Raw genomic sequence first — 26,092 nt, forward strand, 5'->3', positions numbered from 1 at the left:
AACTCGATATCTTAGTAGGAAAGATATGAAACCACTATCGATCGCTAAGCTACAAATACTCAATGTGCTTGTATATCCACAAGTCATGAGTCTGTTTGATATTTATACCGGCCATATTAGGCCGCTTCTTGACAGCAAAGCTATCGCACTTGAGCAAAGTAATACTTGCTTAAAACTTACCGGCTTTATAAAAGAAGATGAAAAGTGGTTCTTGCTCAATAACTTTGAGCTATTTCATATAGCAAAAAGTCCTTATATTGATTTTGATGTATTAAGAAAAGAAGTAGCCGTAAAAAATATATCAAAGAATCAGTTTGATTTTGACATCAGTTTTTACGAACTTACCAAGCTCATTGCTCAACATAACAAGAAGATAGATATCAAGCTCATTTATGCGCAGCTAAACCAGGTCTTAGATCGAGAGATGAATGAAAAATTATTTGGTAAAAATATTTTTACTATTGCTACATTTTGTCGGCTTATAAATATAAGTGAGCAAACTTATTACAAGCGACTTTGTAAGGGTGTTTTATGACGAAAAATGATGATACCTCGCCCAATGAGGAACACTGGCTGTCTGCACAGACCATTACTCACCTAAAGAGTAATAAAGCACTTGTTTACCCAGAATCTGTCTTAAAGGCTATCTCTACCATTATTACTACAGTAGATGATAGTTATGAGCGGGATGACAATGCGATTGAGTATTTATCAGAAATTGTCGTACAAACACTACAAAAAAGACCGGTTGCCGATAAGTATATGAAAATCAATCGTAAGGATTTGGCACGAAAACCATTGATGATGCAACTGCTTATCCTAATGCAAGATATCGTAATTAAACGACAGTTAGGTCAATCAGTGCAACAACTAGTTTGGTTATCCATAGCGATGCACACAGCAGCTCTACTTATCGTTCACAATAGAAAAACTGATACTAAAGATATACTGATGCAATTCAAACAGGCTCAGTTTTCAGGATCTTCCAGACGAACATGGATTTGGCGTGAACTACCCTATTTACCTCAGATGACCATAAGTGTAGAGTATATATCCACCATCCTCAATGATCTATTAGAGCAGAAAAAAAGTAAGAAAGTAAAAAAAGATGACTCTGATGAAAAAGCCAAACTAAACCAAATAGGTAAAATAACGACCGCCTATCAAAATGCGCATACGTTACGCAAGCCTAGACCCAAGCGTAAGAAACCACCTAAACATATCAAAATTAAAGCTATCAACCTAGCAGATAACACATCAAGACTACCCTTAGACTCTACTGCAACGAGTCACAACTGGAATACTACTACACTCAGCAATGATGCATGGGGTTACACACGTGATGATATAGAACACAGCGCTATCGCCATAGATCTTGCATTTTTAGAAGCTAATACTGAAAGCTATGAAGGGTTAACTACCAGCTTTGAAGAGCGTATTGACCACTATGAGGCGCCCTATGTCAGCTATGGCGAATATCCAAACCCGTTAATCAAAAACTCTATACCGCTACAAACTATAGATTTATCGCTACAGCAAAACTACATGTCCCAGCGCAATCTTGCGCTCAACTCTAACACGCGTTTACTCTCCCTTTCCGGCTACCAAGCGCTATTTGTGACGCTCAACCAAGATGCAAGCACCTTACCAGAATCAGAGACTGATAAAACCTGTGCGGGTATTTTACTATTATCTATGATTACTGGACTGCCAGTTAAGTCCTTATTAATATCCGGCTATATCGGTCATCCTCGTATTTTTAATGTTGAAGGTAAAAGATATTACATTGAACACAGCTTAGGTATTACCAAAAGGTCCACAAGCCAAACACTGGCCAAAAAGGATTATGAAAATCATTCCGATACCATCAAAATTCCACTACCATCGTGGCTGATAGATAATTTACTTGATTGCGAGTTGCCGGTGAAAGAAGATTTTACGGCTTATCTTGCCAACTTGCGTACCAGCCTTGGATTTCCGAACCTATCTGTCAATCGTATAGAGACCTCACTACATGTCATACTCTCTCGCTATACGCCAGATTGCCATGGGCATATCGCCGATATTATCTGTCGTACGCCTGCGCCACATGCTCCTGCGATGTACTATAGTAGCCACACCAGCGAAGCGCTTATTGCTCACTATAAATCAGCGCTAAACTTGTTAAATAATACAGGTGATTTTGACTTATCCTATATTACCCCTTGGCATAAATATACCGTAGGCTCAGGGTTTGCACTTAAGCTCGAAACCGTTCGCATTATTATAGATAAACTCAAAGTCTGGTTAAATCAAAGTTTAAATGATGAAGAGCACTTTAATCGAACCAGTATTTTTGTATGGTTTATCTTTTGCATTTTAACGGGTGTGCGACCAAACAATGGCCTTGGCAAAATGTACGATATCGATCTTGATATGAGCTGGCTGGAGATCAACGATAAGCCCGTCAAAAGAGTAAAAAGTGATCGCCTAATTCCATTATGCCCTACCCTTGTACGCCATTTGATAGACTATAGAGACTATCTAATCGACTATCAGGCTAAGCACCAATTAAAGCATGACATTAGTAAGACTATTGATAGTATCCGCTTAGGTAACGATGAAGCACTCTTAAAGCTTTTATCTACAAGTGTGAATAATCTAAAAGATATCAAGCGCGGTGACGCCTATCATATGACCAAAAGCATCATTGACGCCAACCCTTACTGGACACGTCACTTCGTGCGTACTCAGCTTGAAAAGCATAGTGTTCAGCTTCCGCTAATCAATACTATTATTGGTCATGAAAAAGCCCGTCAAGAAGTATTGGGGCGTTTTTCCTCAAGCAGTAAAGCAGATATTAAACGTGCTGCACCTGTATTTGAGCAGATCGCTGAGCAGCTAGAATTAAACCTTATAGAAATTAAAAACTATTCTAAACTCAGTCATATACAGAGAAGACATGTAGAGGTAGATCATGCTAATAGATAATATCCATCTGCCAAAAATCATTGATGGCTTAGCAAAGTTTGATGGTAGGAAAAAACGCTACGTGCCATATCCTTCGGTAATTGATGATAGTAACCCTGCAAGAAAACGTGAACTACAGCTATTAGCCGATCTACAGACTCAGTGGGAATTACTGCTTAAAAAATATCCTGGCAACGTTAGGTTCACCCAATCTTTTAATAAATATTACGGGCAAGTGCTTTGTCCAGATAATCGTACTTTCTTGGCTATATCGAGCCCTGTAAGTTTTGCTGATAAACTATGGTTGCCTCAAAGCCAAGTGATAGGTCAGTTTCAGCGTGATTTTACTAATAAGCTAAAGCCTTTATCTGGCGAAGGGTTCGATAAGTTTCAAGCTATTGTTCAGGATAAAATTTCTCAAGCCTACAAAACAACCAAAACCTTAAAACAAGCATGGCAAACTGTCAGTCAGTTTATTGATTATCAAAATCAACGTTACATGCTTGCAGAACACTATTATCCTAAGATAATCGCGCCGCAGCCCATAAAGTTTAATCCGCTGATTATTAATAACGACTGGGTCAAAAACGGCAAATCACTGGTCAAAATTATTCGCGCAGTAGAGCATAATTGGGAGCAAACAACCGATTACAGCCAAGAGGAAATCATAGGCTGGCTGATATTCTCAGGGATTGTATATGGCGGTATCAATGAGGTACAAATGCTTCAAGGGTGGCTTACCTCATTGCTCGCCAAAGAGTATCAGCCATTCATTAAAGAAAGGATAGTAGTCTCGCCGCGCTTTGTGCAAAGGCGTTTTGGTAACGAGCGCGAAGAAGGAAGTGACAAGCTTTATAACACCAAGCAAATCATTGTAGATGTGGTCAGTCAGTGTTGGCTGATGCGTTATCATAAAAACAGCAGTCAAGCAGAAATCAAACATATCATTGCCAAGCTGTCAGAAGATAATATAAAACGATACTTGACCGTGGCTTTGTCTGACGTGATCAAGCCTTTGGGTATTAAGCCACTTCCCTTTTCAAGGTTTTTATATTACGCCAGTTATCACTGGGAGATGCTCGATGGCGCTGATATTGATCATGCTTCAGTTGGGGTGCTGCGAGGTATGCATAACACTACTGGACTGAGCACGCAGGACTTTGGTCTGTTTTTGAACCAAAAATATCAGTACAAAGAGGAGCCGTATATCTAGAACATATTTTGACGCTGTCTATCAGCAAAAACTCTATTATGCAAAAAGAGACGCCTAACAGTTCTACCAAAAAGATAGAGGCTAGAAAGTCTGATTTAATTATGAATCTCACTAAAGACTTCAAAATGGATGAAAAACGGAAGAAGAAAAAACCCAACAGTACTCCGTACACCCTTATCGAAAGAGTAGAAAAACGTTATGAGCAATATGATGACTTAAGTGAAAAGATTTTATTAGATTGGGTATTAAGCTTATTAGATCGAAAGGAGTCAAAATCGCTTAGTAATGAGTCTATTTTGAAATATATCAGAACCATAGGCTATGAATGGTTGTATTTTACAACTGCGCAGCCGCTTGATATTTGGTCAGAGGAAGAGTTTGAGGAACTTTATGAAGATATTTTAGAGTACAAAGCTGTTGTGCGGAACAATACTGACGTTGGATACTCTGCCAATTTATTGAAGAGTATGCACAACTTTGCTAAGAGCAAATACAACCTACCCTCCGTGAACTTCCAACAGTCTAAAAATGGTCGACGTGTACGTGCAGAGCTGATATCACCACAAGCGTACCAAGCCATTATTAAGCAGATACTGGGTTCTGTAGATATATTGGAGCGGGAAATGTTCGCGCTTTTATTTATCTTAGTCTATCGTACTGGGATGCGCAAAAAAGAGCTGTTGGGACTTAAGTATAATGATATCGAAGGTTTAAAAACAGCCACACCCTCAGTGATAATCAGACCCAATAGCTACCGTCCAACTAAGACTCAAAGTAGTATTCGCCGCGTTCCCTTATTTGCCCTCCTCAAGCATGATGAGTTGAATTTCTTTATGAACTTTGTGCAAAGTAATATCGGCGGCACTTCAAACAAATTTATCTTTACCTTATCATCAAATCAGCGCCCTATTGATGACCATGTTCCTCTACAGTTACTCAAACGAGTCTTAAAAGACATATCAGTAGATGATAATGTGGCAGAGCATACCTTTCATGGGTTTAGGCATACGGCTGTGAGTAACCTATCTTTAGCGCTATTAGGTCATCCGGATCTTATAGAGGCACTAACCGACTATGACAAAAACGACATACTGCGTATAAAGCATGGCCTACTTGGAGAGCATATCGATGCACAAGATCGCTGGTACGCCCTATCAGGTATTATGGGTCACTTGTCGCCTGAGCGTAGCTTTGAGTATTACAACCATTTTGCCACGCTGATGGCAACCTATGCGCTTAGTAAAGCAAATATAACATTGCCAGAGCGAACGCTGTATAACATAACAAGTTTTACTAATAAAAAGCTTAAGGAAAATAATGCGACTGTTAGTAATAGTAGCGTCAGCATACCTAGCATGCGTACACTTTTATTTAAAAATATTATAGAAGGCAAACGCAAGTCACCGAAATTTACGATCGAAAGCTGTGATAAGCAACTTCTCTTGAGCACCAACTCACTAGACACTAATGAGTTGTTTGGTCGTTATGGGCAAAACCGAGTACAGCTGCTACTACAGGCTTATGATAAAGAGATTTCATTAAATAAAGCAGCCCAGTTAGCAAATATTTCTATTCACGATGCAAACATTTTAATAGAACGTGCCAGCGAGGTTGCCGACATCACTACCAAACGCGGCAAACCTCGCTTTGTTAAGCTATCAGATTCAAAGAATTCCGTACTGAGTCCACTGAACATTCAATACCAAAGTGACTTAAGATTGCTATCGCTTTTATTAAGTAATGCCTATCGCTTACGAGAAGAATCAGGGACTGACTGGGCATGGTTCATTGAGATATGTAGTCAAAAAATATCTAATAGCAAAGCATACCTACCATTCGGGAAAGGAGATGAGAAACAGCTGCAGCGTTTCATTGATATTGCGGAAAAACTGCTGCCTTTGAAACATTGGCTGACAAGTAGCAACGAAGCCTTGTTGATGAAAAATATGTCACCTACCGATTATCAAGATATTAAGCGGCAGTCTAAAAACTCGATAGAAGCTATTCATATCGGTATTGCTAGCCGAGATCCTAGAGATCAAACGAATAAATGGCAATACTCGCCGCTACTACGGTTTTTTGTGCATATGATGCTAATCACAGATGAGAAACTATCTATTGTGAGTTAAGTTTTTTGTATCCAAAGTCATTTGTCATAAGACCCGTTATGGTTATGAGCGTTTGCATGCCCAGCTAACTGAGCAAGGACACGATCTTAGCCTACGTATGGTTCGACTTATTAAAGAAGAGCATAGTATAAAATATCGCCCCCACAAGCGCTTTAAAGTAATTACTGACTCCAAACATAACAAGCTTATCTATATAAACGTATTGGGTCAGCAGTTTGATGCTAAGTGTCCCAATAAGGCGTAGCTCAGTAACATCATCTATATTTAGACTGCTGAGGGTTGGCTATACTTAGCAAGAGTAAAAGATTTATATACCAAAGATCTGATTGGCTACACCATTAATAAGCACCCGACCGCAAATTTAGTCTGTCACGCATTGAACATTGTTATCAAGAAAAAGGAGGGCTAATTGTACATTCAGACAGAGGCAGTCAGTATCCATGCGTATCATAAGATCATTAAGCAAGCAGCATCTGTTTACAAGCTCAATGAGTGGCACAGATAATTGTTTCAACAACGCTCCCATAACAAGCTTCTGTGTCGTGTTGAGGAATTAACTGGTATATCACCAAGACTATAAAACAGGGTTTACAGCTATCATCGGCTATATCTATCTGTACTACAACCAAACAAGAATTTAAAAGAGCTTGGGCTATAACAAGCCCAGGTAGGTATGGTTTGGCTTTCATCATCAGGCTGCATAACTAAAATCTCCCAATTTTAACCGTACGAATTTGATGGCAGGGGCCACCGACAATCTCGGAGCAGTTTATAGCCTTTTCCTTATGACGAAATAACAAGAAAAATCTGTAAATTCAAGATTTAATGCCAATGTTTACATTTACTAGTCTTTCCAATCCCAGGATTAAAGCTATTAGTTGGATCGAGAATTTTTAAATGTTCCTGATACTCTGTAGAAGCATGATATATATGTCCGACATTATGTTCTGCAGGGTATGTTGCTCCTCGCTGCTCTAGATAAGCTAAAACCTCATTTTTAAACTGGTGAGCATCTACATCTTCATTTAACAAATAATCTTGATGGCAAACAAAACAGAAAAAGTGACCACAACAGCTTTCCATCATTACTTGTTGTTGAAGATGCTCAGGCAAATCAATTAACCACTGTTGATCATTACGACGCAAGGCAACATCAAATGAGACTAGACGTTCGTTAGGGTCGATCCCTTCACTCTCACAGTAGTAAATGAGACCACCTCCAATTGCAAAACGAATCAAAAAGGCATTCTTTTCTTCTTTTGGGGTACATTGAAAAAACTGTTCTATATCTCCTTTAAAGAAATCAGTTAGTAGTTGTTGAAGTTCATCTTGCTGCACTTGTTCAATTTTAATCACTAAATGATGTTGGTATTTTTTCTGAAATTTCTGTAATCGAGGTTCAATCCATGTAGGTGTTAGACTATTAAATAATTGAATACAACGATCAAAAATATTGTTAGGCAATAACGGTACAGATTTGAAAAAACGATCTAGCTTGGCTTTTAGGGCAAATAAAGTAGGAATTTTTTCTGCCCCGAAAATATCAATTATTTTATACATATGTTTGGCATAACGTTGAGTCAGTTCAAATGCCTGATGATGAATATATTCAGCCTGATTTGGTAGAACTGTGAGATTTTCTAGTAAGTATTTACGCAGTTGAATCAGTTCAACTTCATCGTTGCTACTGATAAAATAAGAAGTTGAGTTTGATCCAGCTTCAAAGGTCGGTAAACGCACAGCAAAGACAGCAAGTTTACCTGAGCAACCTGAACTTTCATGTAAATATGCTGGATTTCCATTATAACGTGTCGGCGTCGGTGATGTAGTATCACGCAAGTTCTCGGCATATTGTTCAGCCCAGATTTGACCATCCCAGTCTTCCGCTTGATTAATCACATAATTTTGTTGTTCCAAATTTTGAAAGACTTGTTCAGGTGTTTCACCAAGCGCAATGCCTAGATGGTTTACAAGCTGTAAGCTACCATACTCATCAATTTGGGCAAATAGAGACTTTTCGGTATAGGCAGGACCACGACGAATTAAGGAACCTCCTGAGTTGTTACAAATTCCACCAATAACAGAAGCACCAATGCATGAGGAACCAATCACCGAATGTGGCTCACGCTTATAAGGCTTTAAAGCATTTTCCAACTCAGTCAAAGTCGTGCCAGGAAAGGCTAAAACCTGCTGTGCACTATCTAATAATTGTAAACCCTTCAACCGACGAGTGCTAATTACAATCACATCGCGGTCATAATCATTAGCATCGGGAGTCGACCCACCTGTTAAGCCTGTATTGGATGCCTGTAAAATCACGATTACATCATGTTTTACACAGATTTCTAGTGTTCGCCATAGTGCCAATAGGGTATCGGGAAGAACAACCCCAATCGCGTCCCCTTTACCCACCCGAAATCCCTTCAGATAATGTGCTTTATCATTTGCTCTATAAAGGACCTTATCTGAACCTAAGGTTCGTGACAATTCATTAATCAGTTGATGTTGTATGGTCATTAAAAGTTTTACTCTAGATGAATTTATGTTAAATCTGCAGTGATAATTTCAATTAAAGTTAGTTACTTAGAATTTTTAGTATAAGCCTCTTATGCTCTGACCAATTTAATTATGCCACTACAGTGCTATAAGTTCTTATCTTCTTGGTCATAGTAACCTCTTCATCGAGTCGTCAGTTTACCAATTTTATTTCTACAGTTTCTTCAGCACATACCATGAGCGAGCACGTCGTTTAAACTGTAGTAAAACAGGCATTTATCATGCCTTAAAACGCCTTGGTATCAGTCAAAAAAAAGACCTTAGAGCATCCAAAGGCATGTCCGATAAAAAGAGCGATATATCACAGTAAGCTTAATAGCTTCATGCAACAAGGCTACCCCATTGTTTACATGGATGAAAGTGGCTTTGAGGCTGAAACCATTCGTTCTCATGGCTATGCACCGATAGGCAAACCTTGTATTGATCGCTACAACTGGCAAGGTAAAAAGCGAACCAATGTCATTGGTGCTCTTTATGAGAAGATGCTGTTTGCACTTGATTACTTTAAGTACAGCATCAACAGCAGCATATTCTACGGCTGGTGCAAAAAAACCCTCATCCCAAGTCTTAAAACCAAATGTGTGATTGTCATGGATAACGCTCGATTTCATAAAAGTAGACGTACCCAAAAACTACTCAACCGGCATGGTCATCGTATATTATGGCTGCCGCCGTACAGCCCAGACTTGAACCCTATTGAAAAGAAATGGGCACAAGTGAAGTTTCTACGCCAAGGCTGGATGGAAAACGACTTATCCAAATTGTTTTACGATGTTTGTCCTAACCATAACAATTTTATTTTGAACTGACTATAGTTCAAATATTTAAATAGATTAATGTGAATGACGAGGAACCTCGGAACCACGACAGCCGACTAGAAAATCGAAATCACAGCCTTCATCCGCTTGCAGCACGTGCTTGACATAGAGTTCACGATAGCCGCCGATGAAATTAGGTGTCGGCGGTGCTGGTAAATTGGCCAGACGCTGCTGTAGCTCTTTATCGCTAACATCTAAGTGCAGTTTTCCAGCGTAAGCATCAAGCTCAATAAAGTCACCGTTTTGCACAGCAGCTAATGGTCCCCCTGCTCGGGCTTCTGGTGCCACGTGTAATACCACGCTGCCATACGCCGTACCACTCATGCGCGCATCAGAAATTCGTAGCATATCTGTGATGCCTTTTTCTAACAGCTTGGGCGGCAATCCCATATTGCCAACTTCAGCCATACCGGGATACCCTTTAGGTCCTGCGTTTTTAAGTACCAGAACGCAGGTTTCATCGACATCCAAATCTGGATCTACAATACGTGCTTTGTAGTCATCAAGGTCTTCAAACACCACGGCGCGGCCACGATGTGTCATCAATTCTGCTGAAGCGGCAGATGGTTTGAGAACGGCACCTTTTGGTGCTAGATTGCCATGTAAGATACACATCCCGCCATCTTTACTCAGTGGATTATCTATTTGACGGATAACCTCATCATTATAGATAGGCGAGCTTTGACAATTCTCCCAAATGCTTTGTCCGTTCGCAGTCAGTGCTTGCGGATGCGGTAGTAGATTGTGCTCCCCCATACGGCGCAGTACCGCAGGTAGGCCGCCGCTATAATAAAACTCTTCCATCAAAAATCGCCCTGACGGCTGCAAATCCACAATGGTAGGCATACCGCGACCAATACGATTCCAGTCTTCTAGCTCTAAATCAACACCAATACGTCCAGCAATGGCTTTTAAATGAATCACTGCGTTGGTTGATCCACCAATGGCGGCGTTGACTTTAATCGCATTTTCAAACGCTTCTTTGGTTAAAATTTTGGATAACGTCAGATCTTCTTTAACCATATCGACAATACGCATACCTGATAAGTGCGCCAAAACATAACGGCGTGAATCCACTGCTGGAATAGCGGCATTATGTGGTAAAGAAGTCCCTAATGCTTCAGCCATACAAGCCATCGTCGAGGCAGTACCCATCGTATTACATGTACCCGCTGAGCGCGACATCCCCGACTCTGCAGATAAAAATTCGTTGAGATCAATTTTGCCAGCTTTTAGCTCTTCATGCATTTGCCAGACGATAGTGCCCGCACCGATATCTTTCCCTTTATGTTTGCCATTTAGCATTGGCCCACCGGTGACGACAATGGCAGGGACATCGCAGCTGGCCGCACCCATTAGCAGCGCAGGGGTAGTTTTATCGCAGCCTGTTAACAGTACAACCCCATCCATCGGGTTGCCGCGAATCGCTTCTTCTACATCCATACTCGCTAAATTTCGTGTCAGCATCGCCGTTGGGCGTAGGTTAGATTCTCCATTAGAGAAAACAGGGAATTCAACAGGATAACCACCCGCTTCTAAAATACCTTTTTTTACATGCTCAGCAATTTTGCGGAAATGGGCATTGCAAGGCGTCAATTCTGACCACGTATTACAAATACCGATGATGGGTCTGCCATCAAACTCATGGTCTGGAATACCTTGATTTTTCATCCAGCTACGGTACATAAATCCATTTTTATCCGCCGCTCCAAACCAAGCTGTCGAGCGCAATGATTTCTTTTGTGACATCTCTATTTCCCTATATAGTATTACTAATTATATATAACACATCTAAAATACACTAAAAAAAATATTTTAAAAGAATTGATGTTTAAATAGTATTACTATATTTTAGATATCTAAGATAAACCCTTTGACTATGGAAATTTTTTCTTGGGTCTGATGCCTGAGAATGGCCATATGGAATGTGGAGTCGGATATAGATTTGGTACAGGCTTGTATTTTCTCTCTGTCGTTATGCTATTTAGCTTAGTTTTGACCTATTTAAAACTAGAAAAATTTAAATCTAAGTAATTATATTTTGGCAAACAAGTACAAAAGGAATTTGTAATGAACATAATCCAATTTGAAACCCAAGACCAGCAGCGCGCGATTGGCATTGTCGAAAATAATACTGTCAAACCAGTCAATCAGGTGACGACGGTTCGAGACTTAGCATTAATGGCAATCGAAAATAAGTTAAGCCTAGAGCAACAAATCGACCAGTTAGGGTTTGCCTCTGAGAACTATGACTACGCACAACTACTAGATAATCTACAGGTACTTGCGCCTTTAGATCATCCAGATACCGCGCATTGTTTTGTTTCAGGTACAGGTTTGACCCATCTAGGATCAGCGGCTACTCGTGACAAAATGCATCAGCAGAACGCGGCTGATACTGCCTCAGTGACCGATACCATGCGTATATTTCAGTTAGGTATTGAAGAAGGTAAACCTGCTGACGGTAAGGTAGGCGCACAACCTGAATGGTTTTACAAAGGAGACGGCTCTATTGTGGTTCGTCCTGGTGCAGAGCTACCGATGCCTCACTTTGCAGAAGATGGTGGCGAGGAACCTGAAATTGCAGGTCTATATGTGATCGGTCCAGACTCAAAACCCTATCGAATTGGCTTTGCTATGGGCAATGAATTTTCTGATCACATCATGGAACGTCGAAACTATTTGTATCTTGCCCATTCCAAATTACGTTTCTGTAGTTATGGCCCAGAGCTACGCACTGGTGAGCTACCAAAGCATTTGGTCGGTATCAGTCGCCTGCGCCGTGATGGTGACGTGATTTGGGAAAAAGAATTTTTATCAGGTGAAGACAATATGTGTCACAGCCTGACCAATCTTGAATACCACCATTTTAAATATCAGCAATTCTTAAAACCTGGTGATGTACATATTCATTATTTTGGTACGGCGACGCTGTCATTTGCAGACGGTATGCAAACCCAAGTCGGTGACGAATTCGAGATTGAGATGAAAGAATTCGGTCATTCTTTAAAAAATAAGATTGCACATACTCAACCTGAACTACCCACTGGTTCAGTTAAAACACTCTAAGGAGAATACTATGATTATCGGACATAATTTTATTGCAGGTCAACGCAGTGCGCTCGGTAGCAAAGTCTTAAAAAGTATTAATGCCAGCACAGGAGAAGCGTTGGCTTATGAGTTTCATCAAGCGACTGAAGAAGAAGTCAATCAGGCCTGCAAAGCCGCCAGTGAAGCCTTTAAAAGCTATCGTAATACGACCCCTGAACAGCGTGCATTATTTTTAGAAGCGATTGCCGATGAACTCGATGCGCTAGGACAAGACTTTATTGACGATATTTCAAAAGAGACCGCGCTACCGCTTGCACGCTTACAAGGCGAGCGTGGTCGTACTAGTGGTCAAATGCGTTTGTTTGCTAAAGTGCTTCGCCGCGGTGACTATTTAGGTGCTCGTATCGATACGGCACTACCTGAACGTGAGCCTATGCCACGTGTAGATTTGCGTCAAGTGAAGATAGGCGTCGGTCCGATTGCCGTATTTGGGGCAAGTAACTTTCCCTTAGCATTTTCGACAGCGGGTGGTGATACGGCTTCTGCGTTAGCGGCAGGCTGTCCTGTGATTGTCAAAGCCCATAGCGGACATATGGTAACGGCGGATCAAGTAGCACAAGCGATCGATAGAGCGGTTGCGAGCACCAATATGCCAAAAGGCGTGTTTAGTATGGTTTATGGTAATGGTGTCGGTGAAGCGCTAGTAAAACATCCCTTGATTCAAGCGGTTGGTTTTACGGGTTCACTAAAAGGTGGTCAAGCCTTAAGTGCGATGGCAGCCGATCGCCCTAACCCTATTCCAGTATTTGCAGAAATGAGTAGTATCAATCCGATGCTCATGCTGCCAGCTGCCTTAAAAAATCGTGGTGATAGCATTGCTCAGGACTTAGCAGACTCTGTCGTGATGGGCTGTGGACAGTTTTGTACCAATCCTGGTCTGATTATTGGAATTAAATCCCCTGAATACAGTCAATTCATTGAAAACTTAACTGACATTATGGGGGCTAAACCTGCACAAACCATGTTGAATGCGGGTACGCTAGAAAGCTACTCATCAGGTTTGGAAGATTTGATGACACATGAAGGGTTCCAGCATTTAGCAGGACAGCCTCAAAAGGGAGATCACGCGCAGCCGCAGCTGCTTAAGGCAGACGTAGAATTACTACTGGCAGGCAATCAGTTGTTACAAGAAGAGATTTTTGGTCCTGCGACCATAGTCATTGAAGTCAAAGATAAGGCACAGCTGATTCAAGCACTCAGTAGCATGAATGGCCAGCTGACAGCCGCTTTAATTGCTGATGAAGCTGATTTTGCTGAATTCGCAGATGTGGTACCTGTATTAGAAGAGAAAGCTGGACGCCTACTATTAAATGGTTATCCAACAGGCGTAGAAGTTTGTGAGGCAATGGTTCATGGCGGACCTTATCCTGCCACGTCTGATGCACGTGGCACGTCAGTCGGAACGCTGGCCATCGACCGTTATCTACGCCCTGTGTGTTATCAAAACTATCCACAAAGCTTATTGCCAGAAGCGTTGAAGGATGAAAATCCATTTAATATTTTAAGACTGATCAATGGTGAGATGACTCGAAATAAAATTTAATGCAAATAAAAAGAGACCATTAGATGGTCTCTTTTTTTATTTCACTAAGCAGAAGATACTTATATTAACAACCTTTGCTGAGATCCGTGCCTTTCCCAAACCTTGGGTAATTATTAACGACTCACAGACATAGCACAGGTAACATACTGGCAAGCCTTATTTATCATAAACTCTAAGCGGTAAGAAAGTAAACAGCAGATCTCTTATCCTGCTTTCTGACAATATTTTAAAGATCGTTTTGTAAATACAGTATAGCGTTTGGAGCCTACGTCAATTTGCTCTACTAGTTTGTTTATATCTGACATAGCAATTATTTGATTGTACGCAATACGGTTATTCCAATTCATAAGGCGACTTTTGTAAAAAATTTATTATTATTGGCAGCTATTATAAGTTTAATATTCAAAGTCGAGCTCCGTATTATTTCTTAACTAATGCATATACCATATTAGCGTCATCTAATTGTACTAAAGAAGCAAGTCTTGCTGATAAAGGGTCTTTATTCTCAATCGCAGTTAAAATAGCTTTATGCCTCGGTAATGAGAGCGTTTGTGAATTAAGCCTTAGTTGGCTAGTGACCTTAATGGATTGTTGTAAAGGTAATACCAACATTTTCGACATATATGCAAGTAAGTCATTATGCGTAGCTTTTGCAATGGCAAGATGAAAATTTATGTCAGGTTCTACAAATTCTTCTATATTAGCTGCCCTTTCCATTCCATCGTAGGCTTCTCTAATTTTTTCTATATCTTCATCCGTTGCCGTACTAGCGGCAATATAAGCTAATTCAGGCTCTAAAACACGTCGAACAGTCGATAGAGTTTTAACAAAATCAGTTTCTGGTGTTGTTTCTATCAGCCAAAAAAGCACGTCTGGATCTAATAAATGCCATTCCTCTTTTGGGCGAACGACTGTGCCAATTTTTGGGCGTGAATAAGTTAAGCCTTTTGAATTCAATACACGTATTGCTTCACGAGCAACTGGACGGCTAACCTGAAACTCATCGCATAATTCAGCAGCAGCTGGTAATTTTTCATTTTCAGGAAATTCACCAGAAACAATTTTTAAACCTAATTGTTGAACAATTAGTGCGTGCTGACTTTTACTCGGAATTGGATTTTTATAGTTGGCTGAACTCATAGTTTGCACTTATTCATAGTTGACGCTGATATGTTATAGAAGACCTTACGAATTAACAAGGTGAACCGCTTTTTGTGCATACGATTAGACACCTTCCAACTAACAATGCTACAGCCAAATTGAACCGCCCCGACTTTATCGGAGAGTGATTTGCTTGAGTCAGGCAGCGATGCCTGACAGGGTTAAATTATCATAATACCGCTTTTCAAAATCAAAAGGTGACACATAACCAATCGTACTATGCAGTCGTTTTTTGTTGAACCAATCTACCCACTCAAGGGTTGCTAGTTCAACATCGTTCACACCAGTCCAGTTCTGCTTTAAATAGTCAATTACCTCAGATTTATAGAGTCCATTGACCGTTTCAGCCAGTGCATTATCGTATGAATCGCCTGTTGTACCAACAGAAGCAATCACGCCAGAGTCCGTCATCTTATCGGTATAGCGAATAGATAAGTACTGAACCCCTCGATCACTATGATGAATCACGTCTTTGGGATTGTTTCTGTCTGCTATTGCTTGATTTAATGCTGCCATTACCATATCAGTGTTCATACGCTTTGATACTTTCCAGCCGACAATAGCGCGAGCAAATACATCGATGATAAAAGCGGTATAGACCCAGCCGCTCAATGTCTTGATATAAGTAAAATCTGCAACCCACAGCTGATTAGGACGATGGGCATTAAAGTTACGATTGACCAAGTCATCAGCACGCTTTTGGTCGTCACGGCTGTTGGTGGTTATCTTACCCTTACCGCGCCAGACACCTTGTAGGCCATGCTGGCTCATTAAACGCTCTACGGTACACCGAGCAACCTTTAACCCGTCAGCTTTCATCTGCTGCCAGACTTTGCGAGCGCCGTAGCGGCACTTGCTATTCTGCCAAATACGTCTAATCTCGCTGAGATAGTAGTCGTCATGCTGACTGCGCAGTGAACGCTTTTCAGGGCAGCACTCTAGGTCTTTAGCACGGTGATAGGTTGACGGGGCAATCGGTAGTACTCTACAAATCAGCTCGATCCCATAACTACATCTATAGTCATCAATAAACTGAACCATTACCAAGGTGTACGGTCGAGCTCCGCCTGGGCGAAAAAAGCAGCAGCCTTACGTATAATCTCATTGGCTTGCTTGAGTTCTCTATTCTCTCGTTCAAGTTCTTTGATACGCTCTTTGTCACTTTGAGCCTGCATTGAGGCGGGAATAGTTTGGTCTATGTGCTTTTTATGCCAGGATCGCAGTGTCTCAGGCGTACAGCCAATCTTTGACGCTATGGCTTGAATGGCTGACCATGTAGAAGGATAGTCGCTCGACGCTTCAATCAGCATGCGAACGGCGCGTTCTTTAATCTCAGAAGTGTAGGTTTGTCTTTTCATTGTCGTATTCTCTCAGAATGTTGAGTCTCCGACAATCCCGGGGCGGTTCAAATTGTAGTGGTCAACTAATTTTAGACACCTGATAAGAGGTTTTGATTAAAGTAACGTCTTTCTTTTTCAGCTGGTGGCAAATAATCATTAAAACTATGTGGTCTTACGGATTGATAGTAGCCCCAGATATAGTCAGTGATAGCACTCTTAGCCTCAAAGATATCCTCATAGCCATCCTTAGGCATCCATTCTGTCTTAAAGCTTCTAAAGAAGCGCTCAGTGGGTGCGTTGTCCCAGCAATTACCTTTTCGGCTCATACTTTGCTTCATGCCCTCACAACTAGACACAGATTCAGCGTATGCCTTGCTAGTGTAATGCGTTCCTTGATCTGAGTGAAACAAGACGCCACTGGGTTTAAGTCTCGTCTGATACGCCATCTGTAGTGCTTTAGTAGTCAGCGCACTGTCAGGTGAGTCTGAGACACTAAAGCCCATCACCCACCGTGCAAACAAATCTAATACTACCGCTAGGTAACACCAGCCGCTTTTGATGCGGACATAGGTCACATCACCCGTCCAGACTTGATTAGGTGCCGTTGGTCTAAAGTTTCGGTCTAAGAGGTTGTCATGTGTTTTATGCATCTGATCAGCATGCTTGTACTTGTGCGTCTTTTCCTGACAGCTTTTAAGTCCCATGCTTTTCATAAGGTTACCTGCTAAGTAGCGCGTCAACCTAATTCTGTGCTCGTTCCATAAGATGGGAACAATAGTACGAGTCCCAGCTGATTGCTTGGCGTCATTGAATATCAGGCGTATTAAGGCTTTTAATTTCACGCGTTCTATATCTATCGGCTTAGTCTGTATGCCATAGTAGTAGCTGCTTCTAACCACACCGAATAAGTCGCATAGCTTGCGCTTGCTCAAGCTTTTATCTTGCTCTACTAGCGTCTTTATTAGCGATAGACGTTCAGGCTGTCCGATGCCAGCAGAGCGGAAGCCTTTTTTAGGATATCTTTCTCCATCTTAAGCTGTCTAATTTCTCGTTCAAGCTCTTGAATGCGGCGCTGATCATCGGTTAGTGCTAGACCTTCGGTTGGTCGAATACCTTGTTTCTCTTTTTTATACTTGCGTAACCAGTTATCTAGGGTTGTAGTGGCATAATAAAATTGGACAGCGCATAAGAGGTTTATACTAACCCAAAGAAGGAAAACAGTATGACCAACAAACGCAATCAATATACCCGAGAATTCAAATTAGAAGCCATCAGCTTAGTCGTTGAACACAAACGTAAAATACCCGATGTGGCAAGCTCACTGGGCGTTGGCAAATCTACCTTGCAGAAATGGCTGACTCAGTACCGTCAAGAAATAAATGGCGAAGCACCTAAAGTCGGCAACGCCTTAACAGATGAGCAGCGAGAGCTCCAAGAACTGCGTAAACAGGTTAAACGGCTGACTATGGCGCGCGACATACTAAAAAAGGCTTCTGCTCTGCTGGCCTTGGACAGCCTGAACGGCTATCGTTAATCAGTCAGCTTGCAGAGCAAGACAAGCAGGTCAATAAAAGCCTTCTGTGCAAGCTGTTTGGCGTGATGAAGAGTAGTTACTACTATGGACTAAAGCCCAAGCCAATTAGCTTTGAAGCCGTCAAAACCAAAGCCTTAATACGCCAAATATTCAACGATTCAAAGCACTCAGCAGGCGCTCGTAGCATTACTGCCATATTAATGAATGAACACGGCATCAAGCTATCACGTTATATGACAGGTAAGCTCATGTCGCAGATGGGACTTCAAAGTCGTCAAATAAAAATGCATAAGTATAAGCACGCTGATAACACGCATAAAATCCATGGAAACCTATTGAACCGTAACTTTAGCCCAACAGCGCCCAATCAAGTCTGGACAGGTGGTGTGACCTATATTCGCATCAAAGGCGGCTGGTGTTATTTAGCTGTTGTTTTAGACTTGTATACCCGTCGTATTGTTGGCTTTGCTGTATCAGATTCCCCTGATAGCGTACTGACCGCTAAGGCGTTGCAGATGGCGTATCAGACGCGCTTAAAGCCAAGTGGCGTGTTGTTTCACTCTGATCAAGGCACCCATTACACCAGTAAGACATTCGCTGAATCCGTGGTCAGTTGTAATGGCATGACGCAAAGTATGAGCCGTCGCGGAAACTGTTGGGATAATGCCCCAACAGAACGATTCTTTAGAAGCTTTAAAATAGAATGGATGCCAAAGGGCGGTTATGAGGATATTACTGAAGCTAAGATCGCCATCAGTAATTATATTTGGGGCTATTATCAAAACGTGAGACCGCATACTTTCAACAATTATTTAACACCAGCTGAAAAAGAGAAACGCTACTTTAATAAAAACCTCTTATCAGCTGTCCTAAATTAGTTGACCACTACAAACATAGGGCTGTAAGTGTCGCATTTAGGTTTTCTAACTATGCTTTGTGCCATCTTCGTGTCCACTTGTTTTATCGTGGACACTAGACGCTATCTCGCACTTTCAAGTGTACGCTAAATGGAATGGTCGAATGCTTGGACTATAATGCATCTTTACTTATACTACCATTTACAAGGCGATTAATATTTAATGGGTTTTCATTCTTTAACGCATCGGGCAAGAGACTATGTGGCGTATTTTGATAGCATACGGGACGTAGGAAGCGTTCGATCGATCCTGTACCCACAGAAGTACCACGGGCATCACTGGTTGCAGGAAAAGGTCCACCATGTACCATCGCATCCGACACCTCTACTCCTGTAGGGTAACCATTAAACAATACTCGCCCTGCTTTTTTACTGAGTAAATCTAGCAGTTCGCCCGCTTCAACCAAATCTTCCTCATCAGCGATGATGGTCGCGGTAAGTTGTCCACCCAAAGCCGCAATTCCTTTAACAAGATTTTCTTCGCTACTTGTTTCAATTACAATGGATAACGCTCCAAATACTTCATGCTGTAAACGGGCATTCCCTGATAACAATAGAGATTCATCTGCTTTGAATAATTTAGCTTGTCCTTGGGATATTAGCTCAGCCGCTTTACCTGAAGACAGTAGTTTAAAGCCTTTTTCTTTAGTAAGATTTTCTACACCTTCATTATAGCTTTTGAGTGTGCCCTGATTGAGCATGACTTGGGGAGCTTCTTCAGTAGTGTATTCAGTTAAGTCGCTAATCAATTGATCAAATTCTGGGCTTTTAACACCCAATATCAATCCTGGTTTAGTGCAGAACTGTCCAGAACCCATATTAAAAGACCCGACTAACTCCTGTGCGATTTTTTTACCACGCGCTTTTAGAGCATTTGGTAAAACAATGACAGGGTTCACACTCGACATTTCAGCAAAGAAAGGTATGGGCTGAGGACGGTTTTGAGCAAGAGAAAATAATGCCATTCCGCCTTCAAGTGACCCAGTAAATCCTGCAGCTTGAATTGCTGGATGTTTAACAATGTCTGCACCAACTTTGCCACCAAAGAGCATGTTAAATGTGCCTTTTGGCATACCGCAGACATCAACAGCCTTTTGAATAGCCTCTCCAATCAGTTCTGCCGTCGCCATATGTCCTGAGTGAGCTTTAAAAACAACAGGGCAACCTGCTGCCAATGCGGCAGTAGTGTCGCCGCCAGCCGTAGAGAACGCTAAAGGAAAGTTACTTGCACCGAACACTACAACAGGACCAACACCTATTTTTTGTTGGCGCAAATCGACACGCGGCATTGGCTTACGGTCAGGTAGTGCGACGTCAATGCGTGCACCATACACGTCTCCACGGCGTAGGAGTTCTGCGAATAATCGTAACTGTCCGGTAATTCGCCCTGTCTCACCTTTCAAGCGTGCAATAGGTAGACCCGTTTCAATTGAGCTAACCTCTTGCAGGGTTGCACCTAGTGCTTCGACTTGGGTCGCTATTTCTTCTAAGAATTGTGCACGTTGTTCATGACTTGTTTTGTGGTAAGCTTCAAAAGCAGTAGCGGCAGCTGTGCAAGCGTTATCAACTTCTTGTAAGGTGGCCTGACTGAACAAATAACCCGTCGGCTCATAAGTGGTTGCATTAATGCTTTGTAAATCAGGTGAGTTAGTTGCTATGCGTTCGCCATTAATAAATTGTTTTCCATTGTTCATAAAGTACTCCAAATAATATTGAGTTGACCATAAATTAAATTGAATGAAGAAATTATAAGCAACTATAAGTTACTTATAATTTCTTAAAACTAGGAGATCTAAACGTTTTGCAATATCAAGTAATTTTTCACGCAATGAAGGATGTATTAATTTTAATACAGCTTTGACTATATATAATCTAATGGGAGTTACGGGGTAGATTACTGTTATGAGTAACATTAAAATATAATGTTGCAGGCTCAAGACACCCACCTGTAGAAAGCTGACCCACCATGCTTCTATAGATTTCCTGCCATGGAGTCTGGGATTTAGGAAAATTAGGCTTAGATTGTTTTTGTCTATCTTGCAATTCTTGTTCAGAAATCAGCACATCTACTTTCCGCAGATTTAGGTCTATTCGCAGTTTATCGTTAGTTTGTAGTAGAGAAATACCACCACCTACCGCAGATTCAGGAGACATATTTAAAATAGAAGGGCTAGCAGAAGTACCACTTTGTCTGCCATCACCCAAGCAAGGGAGTTCATCAATGCCTTGCTTGATTAATTTGGCAGGCGGCGCCATATTCACGACCTCAGCACTGCCTGGATAACCTACTGTACCGTTGCCTCGAATGACTAGAATGCAGTTTTCATCAATATCTAGGCTTGGATCATTGATCCTTGAATGATAATCTTCAGGTCCCTCAAAAACGATAGCCCGTGCCTCAAATGAATTTTCTTCACCAGGCTTAGATAGATAAGTTTTTTGGAATTTCTCACCTACAACTGACATTTTAATAATGGCATTATCAAAAAAGTTGCCACTCAAAACAATAAATCCTGCTCTTGACTTAAGGGGATTATCATAAGAATAAATAACATCGGGATTAGTATTAGGAAATTTAACGAGATTTTTCCCCATAGTTTCGCCTGTAACGGTAAGACAGTCTGTATGGATTTTCCCTGCTTTGGATAACTCATTCATAACAGCAGGGACACCACCTGCTCTGTGGAAATCTTCGCCTAAATATTTTCCTGCAGGCATACAGTTAACGAGTAATGGAATATGCTCACCTATACTTTGCCAATCCTCTAACTTTAAATCGATGCCAATATGCCGTGCAATTGCAATTAAATGTGGAGGACAATTACTAGATGCGCCAAGCGCTGAGGACACAACAATAGCATTTTCAAATGCTTGTTTGGTCATAATCTTGGAAGGTCTTAGATCCTCTTTGACCATATCAACGATGCGCTTACCTGTCTTATAAGCCATCTGTGCCCGCTCTTGGTACGGTGCAGGAATACTGGCACAGCTTGGTAAGGACATTCCCAATGTTTCTGCTATGGCATTCATGGATAAAGCGGTACCCATAGTGTTACAGTGCCCAATTGAAGGAGAAGCCGAAGTAGTCATTTCCATAAAGTCTTCATAATCAATTTCGCCGGCTGCTAATAGGTTACGAGCATGCCACAGTACTGTACCTGAACCGATTAAATCTCCTTTGTAATAGCCATTAAGCATAGGCCCTCCCGAGAATACAATCGAGGGCAAATCTGTTGTACCTGCTGCCATTAAACAAGCAGGTGTTGTTTTATCACAACCTGTGGTTAAGACTACACCATCTAAAGGATAGCCATGCAAAATCTCTACTAGACCTAAATAAGCAAGGTTTCTGTCCAATGCAGCTGTGGGTCGCCTGGTTTGTTCAGCTATGGGATGGACAGGAAACTCCATAGGTATACCACCTGCATCACGAATTCCATCTTTGATACGTTCTGCTAAAACTTTATGATGGCGATTGCAAGGGGTTAGGTCGCTGCCTGTTTGAGCAATCCCGATAATAGGGCGGTCTGACTGAAGCTCTTCTCTAGTTAACCCATAGTTCATGTATCTTTCCACATATAAGGCGGTCATATCTGGATGAGAAGGCTCGTTGAACCATTGTTTACTTCGCAAAAAAACATTGTCTTTTTTATTTGTCATATAAATTCCTTAAGAGATAGATTCTTATTAACACACTATTGTGAATTAGTTTTTCAGGCTATCTATTAATGAAAGCAAACCAAAATTCCACTTAGGAGCTTTATCGCTGGTTGTTACAATGTTTCGTAGTGTGCCAAGTTTTGGGGTGTGAATTTTTACTATATCGTTTATTTTGTGCGTGAATCCTGCACCTACTTTATCTCTATCTTGTGTAGGAGCAAAAAGTGTTCCTAGAAATAATACAAAACCATCTGGATACTGATGATTTTCATTTAATGTTTGCTGCACTAAATCTTCAGGGTCACGACTAATCTCAGTCATCGAACTTTCGCCTGTCAGTATGTAACCTTCACTACCTTCTATTTCTAGCTCAACGTTAGATTCTCTAACGTCATCTAGTGAAAAACTGTCATCAAATAGGCGAATAAACGGACCTAAGGCACACGAAGCATTATTATCTTTGGCCTTACTTAACAGCAAAGCACTTCTGCCTTCAAAATCTCGTAAATTTACATCATTACCTAAGGTCGCCCCTTGGATTTTCCCTACACTATTCACTACTAATACAATTTCTGGTTCCGGATTATTCCATTCAGATTTAGTGTTAATACCAATATATTGCCCAACCCCTACCGATGACAGGGTGGCAGCTTTGGTAAAGATCTCAGCATCCACTCCAATACCGACCTCTAAATACTGTGACCACATGTTATGATTAATAAGGTGTTCTTTTAACTTTTGAGCTTGTTCTGAGCCGGGAACAATATCTTTTAAATTATTTCCTATGACTTCGGTTACCATATTGCGAATATCTTTAGCTTTAGCAGCATCGCCTCCTGCTTTTTCTTCTATAACGCGTTCAAGCATACTACTAGCAAAAGTTACACCTGCTGCTTTTATGACTTGTAAGTCTATGGGTGATAAGAAATAAAATTTATCGTTTTCTATCGCATTACAGTGGGTATTGTCTAATAACTCATCTATTGTTCCTAACACTTCACCCGTTAGGTTAGTAAGAATTCTGGCAGGTGAAGTATTCTCCAACAGTTGGGCTATTGTGGAAAAATGCGACGATATGTCCATAACTTCATTATTTTTTAGCAAAACAGGCACAGGTTTATTTTTGTCAGCTCGCCAAACCCGTCCAATAAGACACCCTTGTTGTCCATCTGTAGGCAAGGTGTTCATTGTATTTAGTTGCATATTCATAGTAAAAATTCCCTTTAAATGAATAAAAATATAATTTATAAGTGATTCATCTTTTTTATGTGTTTAATCAAGGCAGAATGGTCTAGCTCTCCCCATCCTTCTTGTACCATCTGTTCAAATAACGTATCTACCAACGCCAAGACTGGTAAACTAAGATTAAGGCTTTTAGCATAATTGACTGCAGTGTGTGTATCCTTTAGTTGCCATTTTGCATACCCTCCTGGTTTAAAATCTTCGTTAATCATACGTTTTCCATGCTGCTGTAGAATTAATGAATCCGCGAACCCCCCTGCTAATGCTGATAGCATTTTTTCAGGGTTAGCTCCACCTTGCTTTGCTAACACTAGACCTTCACTAACGGCAGCAATAGTAGTAGCAACAATGATCTGATTGACAAGTTTGGCTAATTGTCCCGTACCAGATGGCCCAACATGTATGGGTCTACCCATAGCGGCTAATACGTCAAAAGCCGACTGATATGCAACTTCCTCACCGCCAGCCATAATAGCTAAATTTCCAGTAATTGCCCCCTGCTCACCACCTGAAACAGGGGCATCCAAATAATCAATTCCTTTTTCATAACATTTTCTAGACTGAACTTGAGCGGTTTCGACTGGAATTGAGCTCATGACTATGACGCTGCTAGATGGGTTCAAGTCATTAATTAATCCATATTCACCAAATAGCATATCATCACAAGTTTGACCATCACTTAGCATAAGAATAAGCACATCTACCTGCCTTGCTAGTTCTTGTGGCGACTCAACGATGTTAGCCCCTTGCTTCTCTAACAATTCAAGTTTGTCTTTAGAACGATTCCAAACTTGGAGGGGAAATCCAGCATTGAGTATATTCAATGCCATTGGAAGTCCCATAACCCCTGTACCGATAAAACCTATTTTTTTCATAATTAGCCGTTTTAAATCTGTTTTGTTAGTTTCATAATTGATTATATTTATGCTAAAGCAGTCGGATTATCTTCTATGTGAGCTCGAATAATATCTTCAAAGTTTTTGTCTGCTTCAAATCCCAAAGATTTTGCATAGGCTGCTTCAATTTGAATAGGCCAACTTTTAACAATCTTTTCGATATTGGCATCATGCTGCCACTCAATTAAACTGAGACACTCTTTACCTGCAATCTTCTCTAATGATTCCAGCATTTCATTGATACTAACAGTTAACCCAGGCAAAGAAATAATCCGCTCATTCCCCAAATCTTTGTGAGAAATCTGGGCTGCCAGAAGCATTGAGGAGATACATTGTCTTGGGGACATGATAAAAACTTGGGTCTCTCTATTGACAGGGCATATCGCTTTTTCGTTGTTAAGTGGTTCTCTAATAATTGAACTGAAGAATGTCGAGGCAGCACGATTTGGTTTACCAGGTCGCACAACAATCGTTGGTAGTCGCAGAACTCGTCCATCAATATAACCTTTTCGTGAATAATCACAGACTAAGAGTTCGCCCACGGCTTTTTGCATTCCATAAGAAGAGCTTGGGGTAACTGCTGTAGTGTCGGTTACTACATCGGGTAGGTTACCGCCAAATACAGCACAGCCACTTGCATAAATAAATTTAACTGGTTTACTAGAAGTGTTTAACCGCAATATTTCTAACAAATTAATTAAGCCATATAAATTTATACTCATACCTAATTCAAAATCTTCTTCTGCAGCAGAACTGACTACTGCCGCTAAATGCCAAATAATATCAACGTCTTGAATGAGCTTTTGAAGTAGGGGTTTATCACTAATATCACCCAGTACCACTTCTACTTTATCATCTGTGGGAACACCTTCACCTGCAAAGCAATCGAACAAGGTAATTTTACTAATTTTATGTGTTTCACCATTTTTTAAAGTAAGACTTCCCTTTTTTAATAACGTTTTAGCAATTTCTTTACCAACGAAACCAGTACCACCTGTAATTAAAATATTCATAACTGAATCCT

Annotated in this window: 19 protein-coding genes, 2 pseudogenes and 1 other annotated feature; of the genes and pseudogenes, 11 read left to right on the top strand and 10 right to left on the bottom strand. The window is 40.9% G+C overall.

Annotation, left to right across the window (positions count from 1 at the left end; all coding sequences use genetic code 11):
• The first annotated feature begins 25 nt into the window (after positions 1-25).
• From A3K91_RS09935 to A3K91_RS14000, 5 genes and pseudogenes are all read left to right on the top strand, one after another.
• Positions 26-535: a hypothetical protein gene (locus A3K91_RS09935; protein WP_062845115.1), complete on the top strand. Its 510-nt coding sequence runs from the start codon at positions 26-28 to the stop codon at positions 533-535.
• Positions 532-2,970 (top strand): site-specific integrase, encoded by a 2,439-nt coding sequence (locus tag A3K91_RS09940; protein ID WP_062845116.1) that lies wholly within the window; start codon positions 532-534, stop codon positions 2,968-2,970. The genes A3K91_RS09935 and A3K91_RS09940 overlap by 4 nt, the downstream gene beginning before the upstream one ends.
• A complete protein-coding gene (locus A3K91_RS09945) occupies positions 2,957-4,162 on the top strand; it encodes a hypothetical protein (RefSeq protein WP_062845117.1) in 1,206 nt (401 codons plus the stop codon). The genes A3K91_RS09940 and A3K91_RS09945 overlap by 14 nt, the downstream gene beginning before the upstream one ends.
• A gap of 101 nt (positions 4,163-4,263) precedes the next feature.
• Positions 4,264-6,291 (top strand): tyrosine-type recombinase/integrase, encoded by a 2,028-nt coding sequence (locus tag A3K91_RS09950; RefSeq protein ID WP_157769652.1) that lies wholly within the window; start codon positions 4,264-4,266, stop codon positions 6,289-6,291.
• A gap of 28 nt (positions 6,292-6,319) precedes the next feature.
• Positions 6,320-6,962, top strand: a pseudogene (locus A3K91_RS14000) (IS3 family transposase); the annotation flags it as partial.
• Between the two features lie 151 nt (positions 6,963-7,113).
• Here A3K91_RS14000 and dld read toward each other — a convergent pair.
• Positions 7,114-8,808, bottom strand: coding sequence for a D-lactate dehydrogenase (gene dld, locus A3K91_RS09955; protein ID WP_062845119.1), 1,695 nt, complete (start codon positions 8,806-8,808; stop codon positions 7,114-7,116).
• Between the two features lie 214 nt (positions 8,809-9,022).
• On the opposite strand from dld, the pseudogene A3K91_RS14240 reads away from it, so the two are divergent.
• Both A3K91_RS14240 and A3K91_RS09960 read left to right on the top strand, forming a co-directional pair.
• Positions 9,023-9,157: pseudogene (locus A3K91_RS14240) on the top strand (IS630 transposase-related protein); the annotation flags it as partial.
• Positions 9,144-9,656, top strand: coding sequence for an IS630 family transposase (locus A3K91_RS09960; RefSeq protein WP_237182771.1), 513 nt, complete (start codon positions 9,144-9,146; stop codon positions 9,654-9,656). The pseudogene A3K91_RS14240 and the gene A3K91_RS09960, both read left to right, overlap by 14 nt.
• Before the next feature lie 24 nt (positions 9,657-9,680).
• Here A3K91_RS09960 and A3K91_RS09965 read toward each other — a convergent pair whose 3' ends face one another.
• Positions 9,681-11,414, bottom strand: coding sequence for an IlvD/Edd family dehydratase (locus tag A3K91_RS09965; protein ID WP_062845120.1), 1,734 nt, complete (start codon positions 11,412-11,414; stop codon positions 9,681-9,683).
• Between the two features lie 321 nt (positions 11,415-11,735).
• Here A3K91_RS09965 and araD1 point away from each other — a divergent pair, with 321 nt between their 5' ends.
• Both araD1 and A3K91_RS09975 read left to right on the top strand, forming a co-directional pair.
• A complete protein-coding gene (araD1, locus tag A3K91_RS09970) occupies positions 11,736-12,734 on the top strand; it encodes an AraD1 family protein (protein WP_062845121.1) in 999 nt (332 codons plus the stop codon).
• A 10-nt stretch (positions 12,735-12,744) separates the two neighbouring features.
• Entirely contained in the window at positions 12,745-14,319 is a 1,575-nt protein-coding gene (locus A3K91_RS09975) for an aldehyde dehydrogenase (NADP(+)) (protein WP_062845122.1), read from the top strand.
• Positions 14,320-14,739: 420 nt separating this feature from the next.
• Here A3K91_RS09975 and A3K91_RS09980 read toward each other — a convergent pair whose 3' ends face one another.
• The 3 genes from A3K91_RS09980 to A3K91_RS09995 form a co-directional block, all read right to left on the bottom strand.
• Positions 14,740-15,459, bottom strand: coding sequence for a FadR/GntR family transcriptional regulator (locus tag A3K91_RS09980; RefSeq protein WP_062845123.1), 720 nt, complete (start codon positions 15,457-15,459; stop codon positions 14,740-14,742).
• 159 nt (positions 15,460-15,618) lie between these two features.
• A protein-coding gene (locus A3K91_RS09985; protein WP_416231972.1) for an IS3 family transposase occupies positions 15,619-16,838 on the bottom strand; the annotation gives its coding sequence in 2 pieces (ribosomal slippage) (positions 15,619-16,562 and positions 16,562-16,838; 1,221 coding nt in all).
• Positions 16,447-16,563 (bottom strand) — a sequence feature (AL1L pseudoknot). (Overlaps the previous gene by 117 nt.)
• 71 nt (positions 16,839-16,909) lie before the next feature.
• On the bottom strand, positions 16,910-17,809 hold the full coding sequence (locus tag A3K91_RS09995) for an IS3 family transposase (RefSeq protein ID WP_136139157.1): 900 nt from the start codon (positions 17,807-17,809) through the stop codon (positions 16,910-16,912).
• 233 nt (positions 17,810-18,042) lie between these two features.
• On the opposite strand from A3K91_RS09995, the gene A3K91_RS10005 reads away from it, so the two are divergent.
• Positions 18,043-18,354 (top strand): transposase, encoded by a 312-nt coding sequence (locus A3K91_RS10005; protein WP_062845127.1) that lies wholly within the window; start codon positions 18,043-18,045, stop codon positions 18,352-18,354.
• A gap of 44 nt (positions 18,355-18,398) precedes the next feature.
• Positions 18,399-19,232, top strand: coding sequence for an IS3 family transposase (locus tag A3K91_RS10010; protein ID WP_237182772.1), 834 nt, complete (start codon positions 18,399-18,401; stop codon positions 19,230-19,232).
• 151 nt (positions 19,233-19,383) lie between these two features.
• Here A3K91_RS10010 and A3K91_RS10015 read toward each other — a convergent pair whose 3' ends face one another.
• The 5 genes from A3K91_RS10015 to denD form a co-directional block, all read right to left on the bottom strand.
• The gene (locus A3K91_RS10015) at positions 19,384-20,964 is read right to left on the bottom strand and encodes an aldehyde dehydrogenase (NADP(+)) (protein WP_062845129.1); all 1,581 of its coding nucleotides are present in this window, start codon (positions 20,962-20,964) and stop codon (positions 19,384-19,386) included.
• A 178-nt stretch (positions 20,965-21,142) separates the two neighbouring features.
• Complete coding sequence (locus A3K91_RS10020; protein WP_062845130.1) at positions 21,143-22,930, bottom strand: IlvD/Edd family dehydratase; 1,788 nt, start codon at positions 22,928-22,930, stop codon at positions 21,143-21,145.
• Between the two features lie 45 nt (positions 22,931-22,975).
• Positions 22,976-24,139 carry a fumarylacetoacetate hydrolase family protein gene (locus tag A3K91_RS10025; RefSeq protein WP_062845131.1) on the bottom strand — a complete coding sequence of 388 codons (1,164 nt, stop codon included), beginning with the start codon at positions 24,137-24,139 and terminating at the stop codon, positions 22,976-22,978.
• A 35-nt stretch (positions 24,140-24,174) separates the two neighbouring features.
• Positions 24,175-25,047, bottom strand: a complete 873-nt coding sequence (locus A3K91_RS10030) for an NAD(P)-dependent oxidoreductase (RefSeq protein ID WP_062845132.1) — start codon at positions 25,045-25,047, stop codon at positions 24,175-24,177.
• A 47-nt stretch (positions 25,048-25,094) separates the two neighbouring features.
• Positions 25,095-26,081, bottom strand: coding sequence for a D-erythronate dehydrogenase (gene denD / locus A3K91_RS10035; protein WP_062845133.1), 987 nt, complete (start codon positions 26,079-26,081; stop codon positions 25,095-25,097).
• Between the last annotated feature and the right edge of the window lie 11 nt (positions 26,082-26,092).

The sequence above is a fragment of the Psychrobacter alimentarius genome, assembly GCF_001606025.1.
In the GTDB taxonomy this organism is placed as follows: Bacteria; Pseudomonadota; Gammaproteobacteria; order Pseudomonadales; family Moraxellaceae; genus Psychrobacter; species Psychrobacter alimentarius.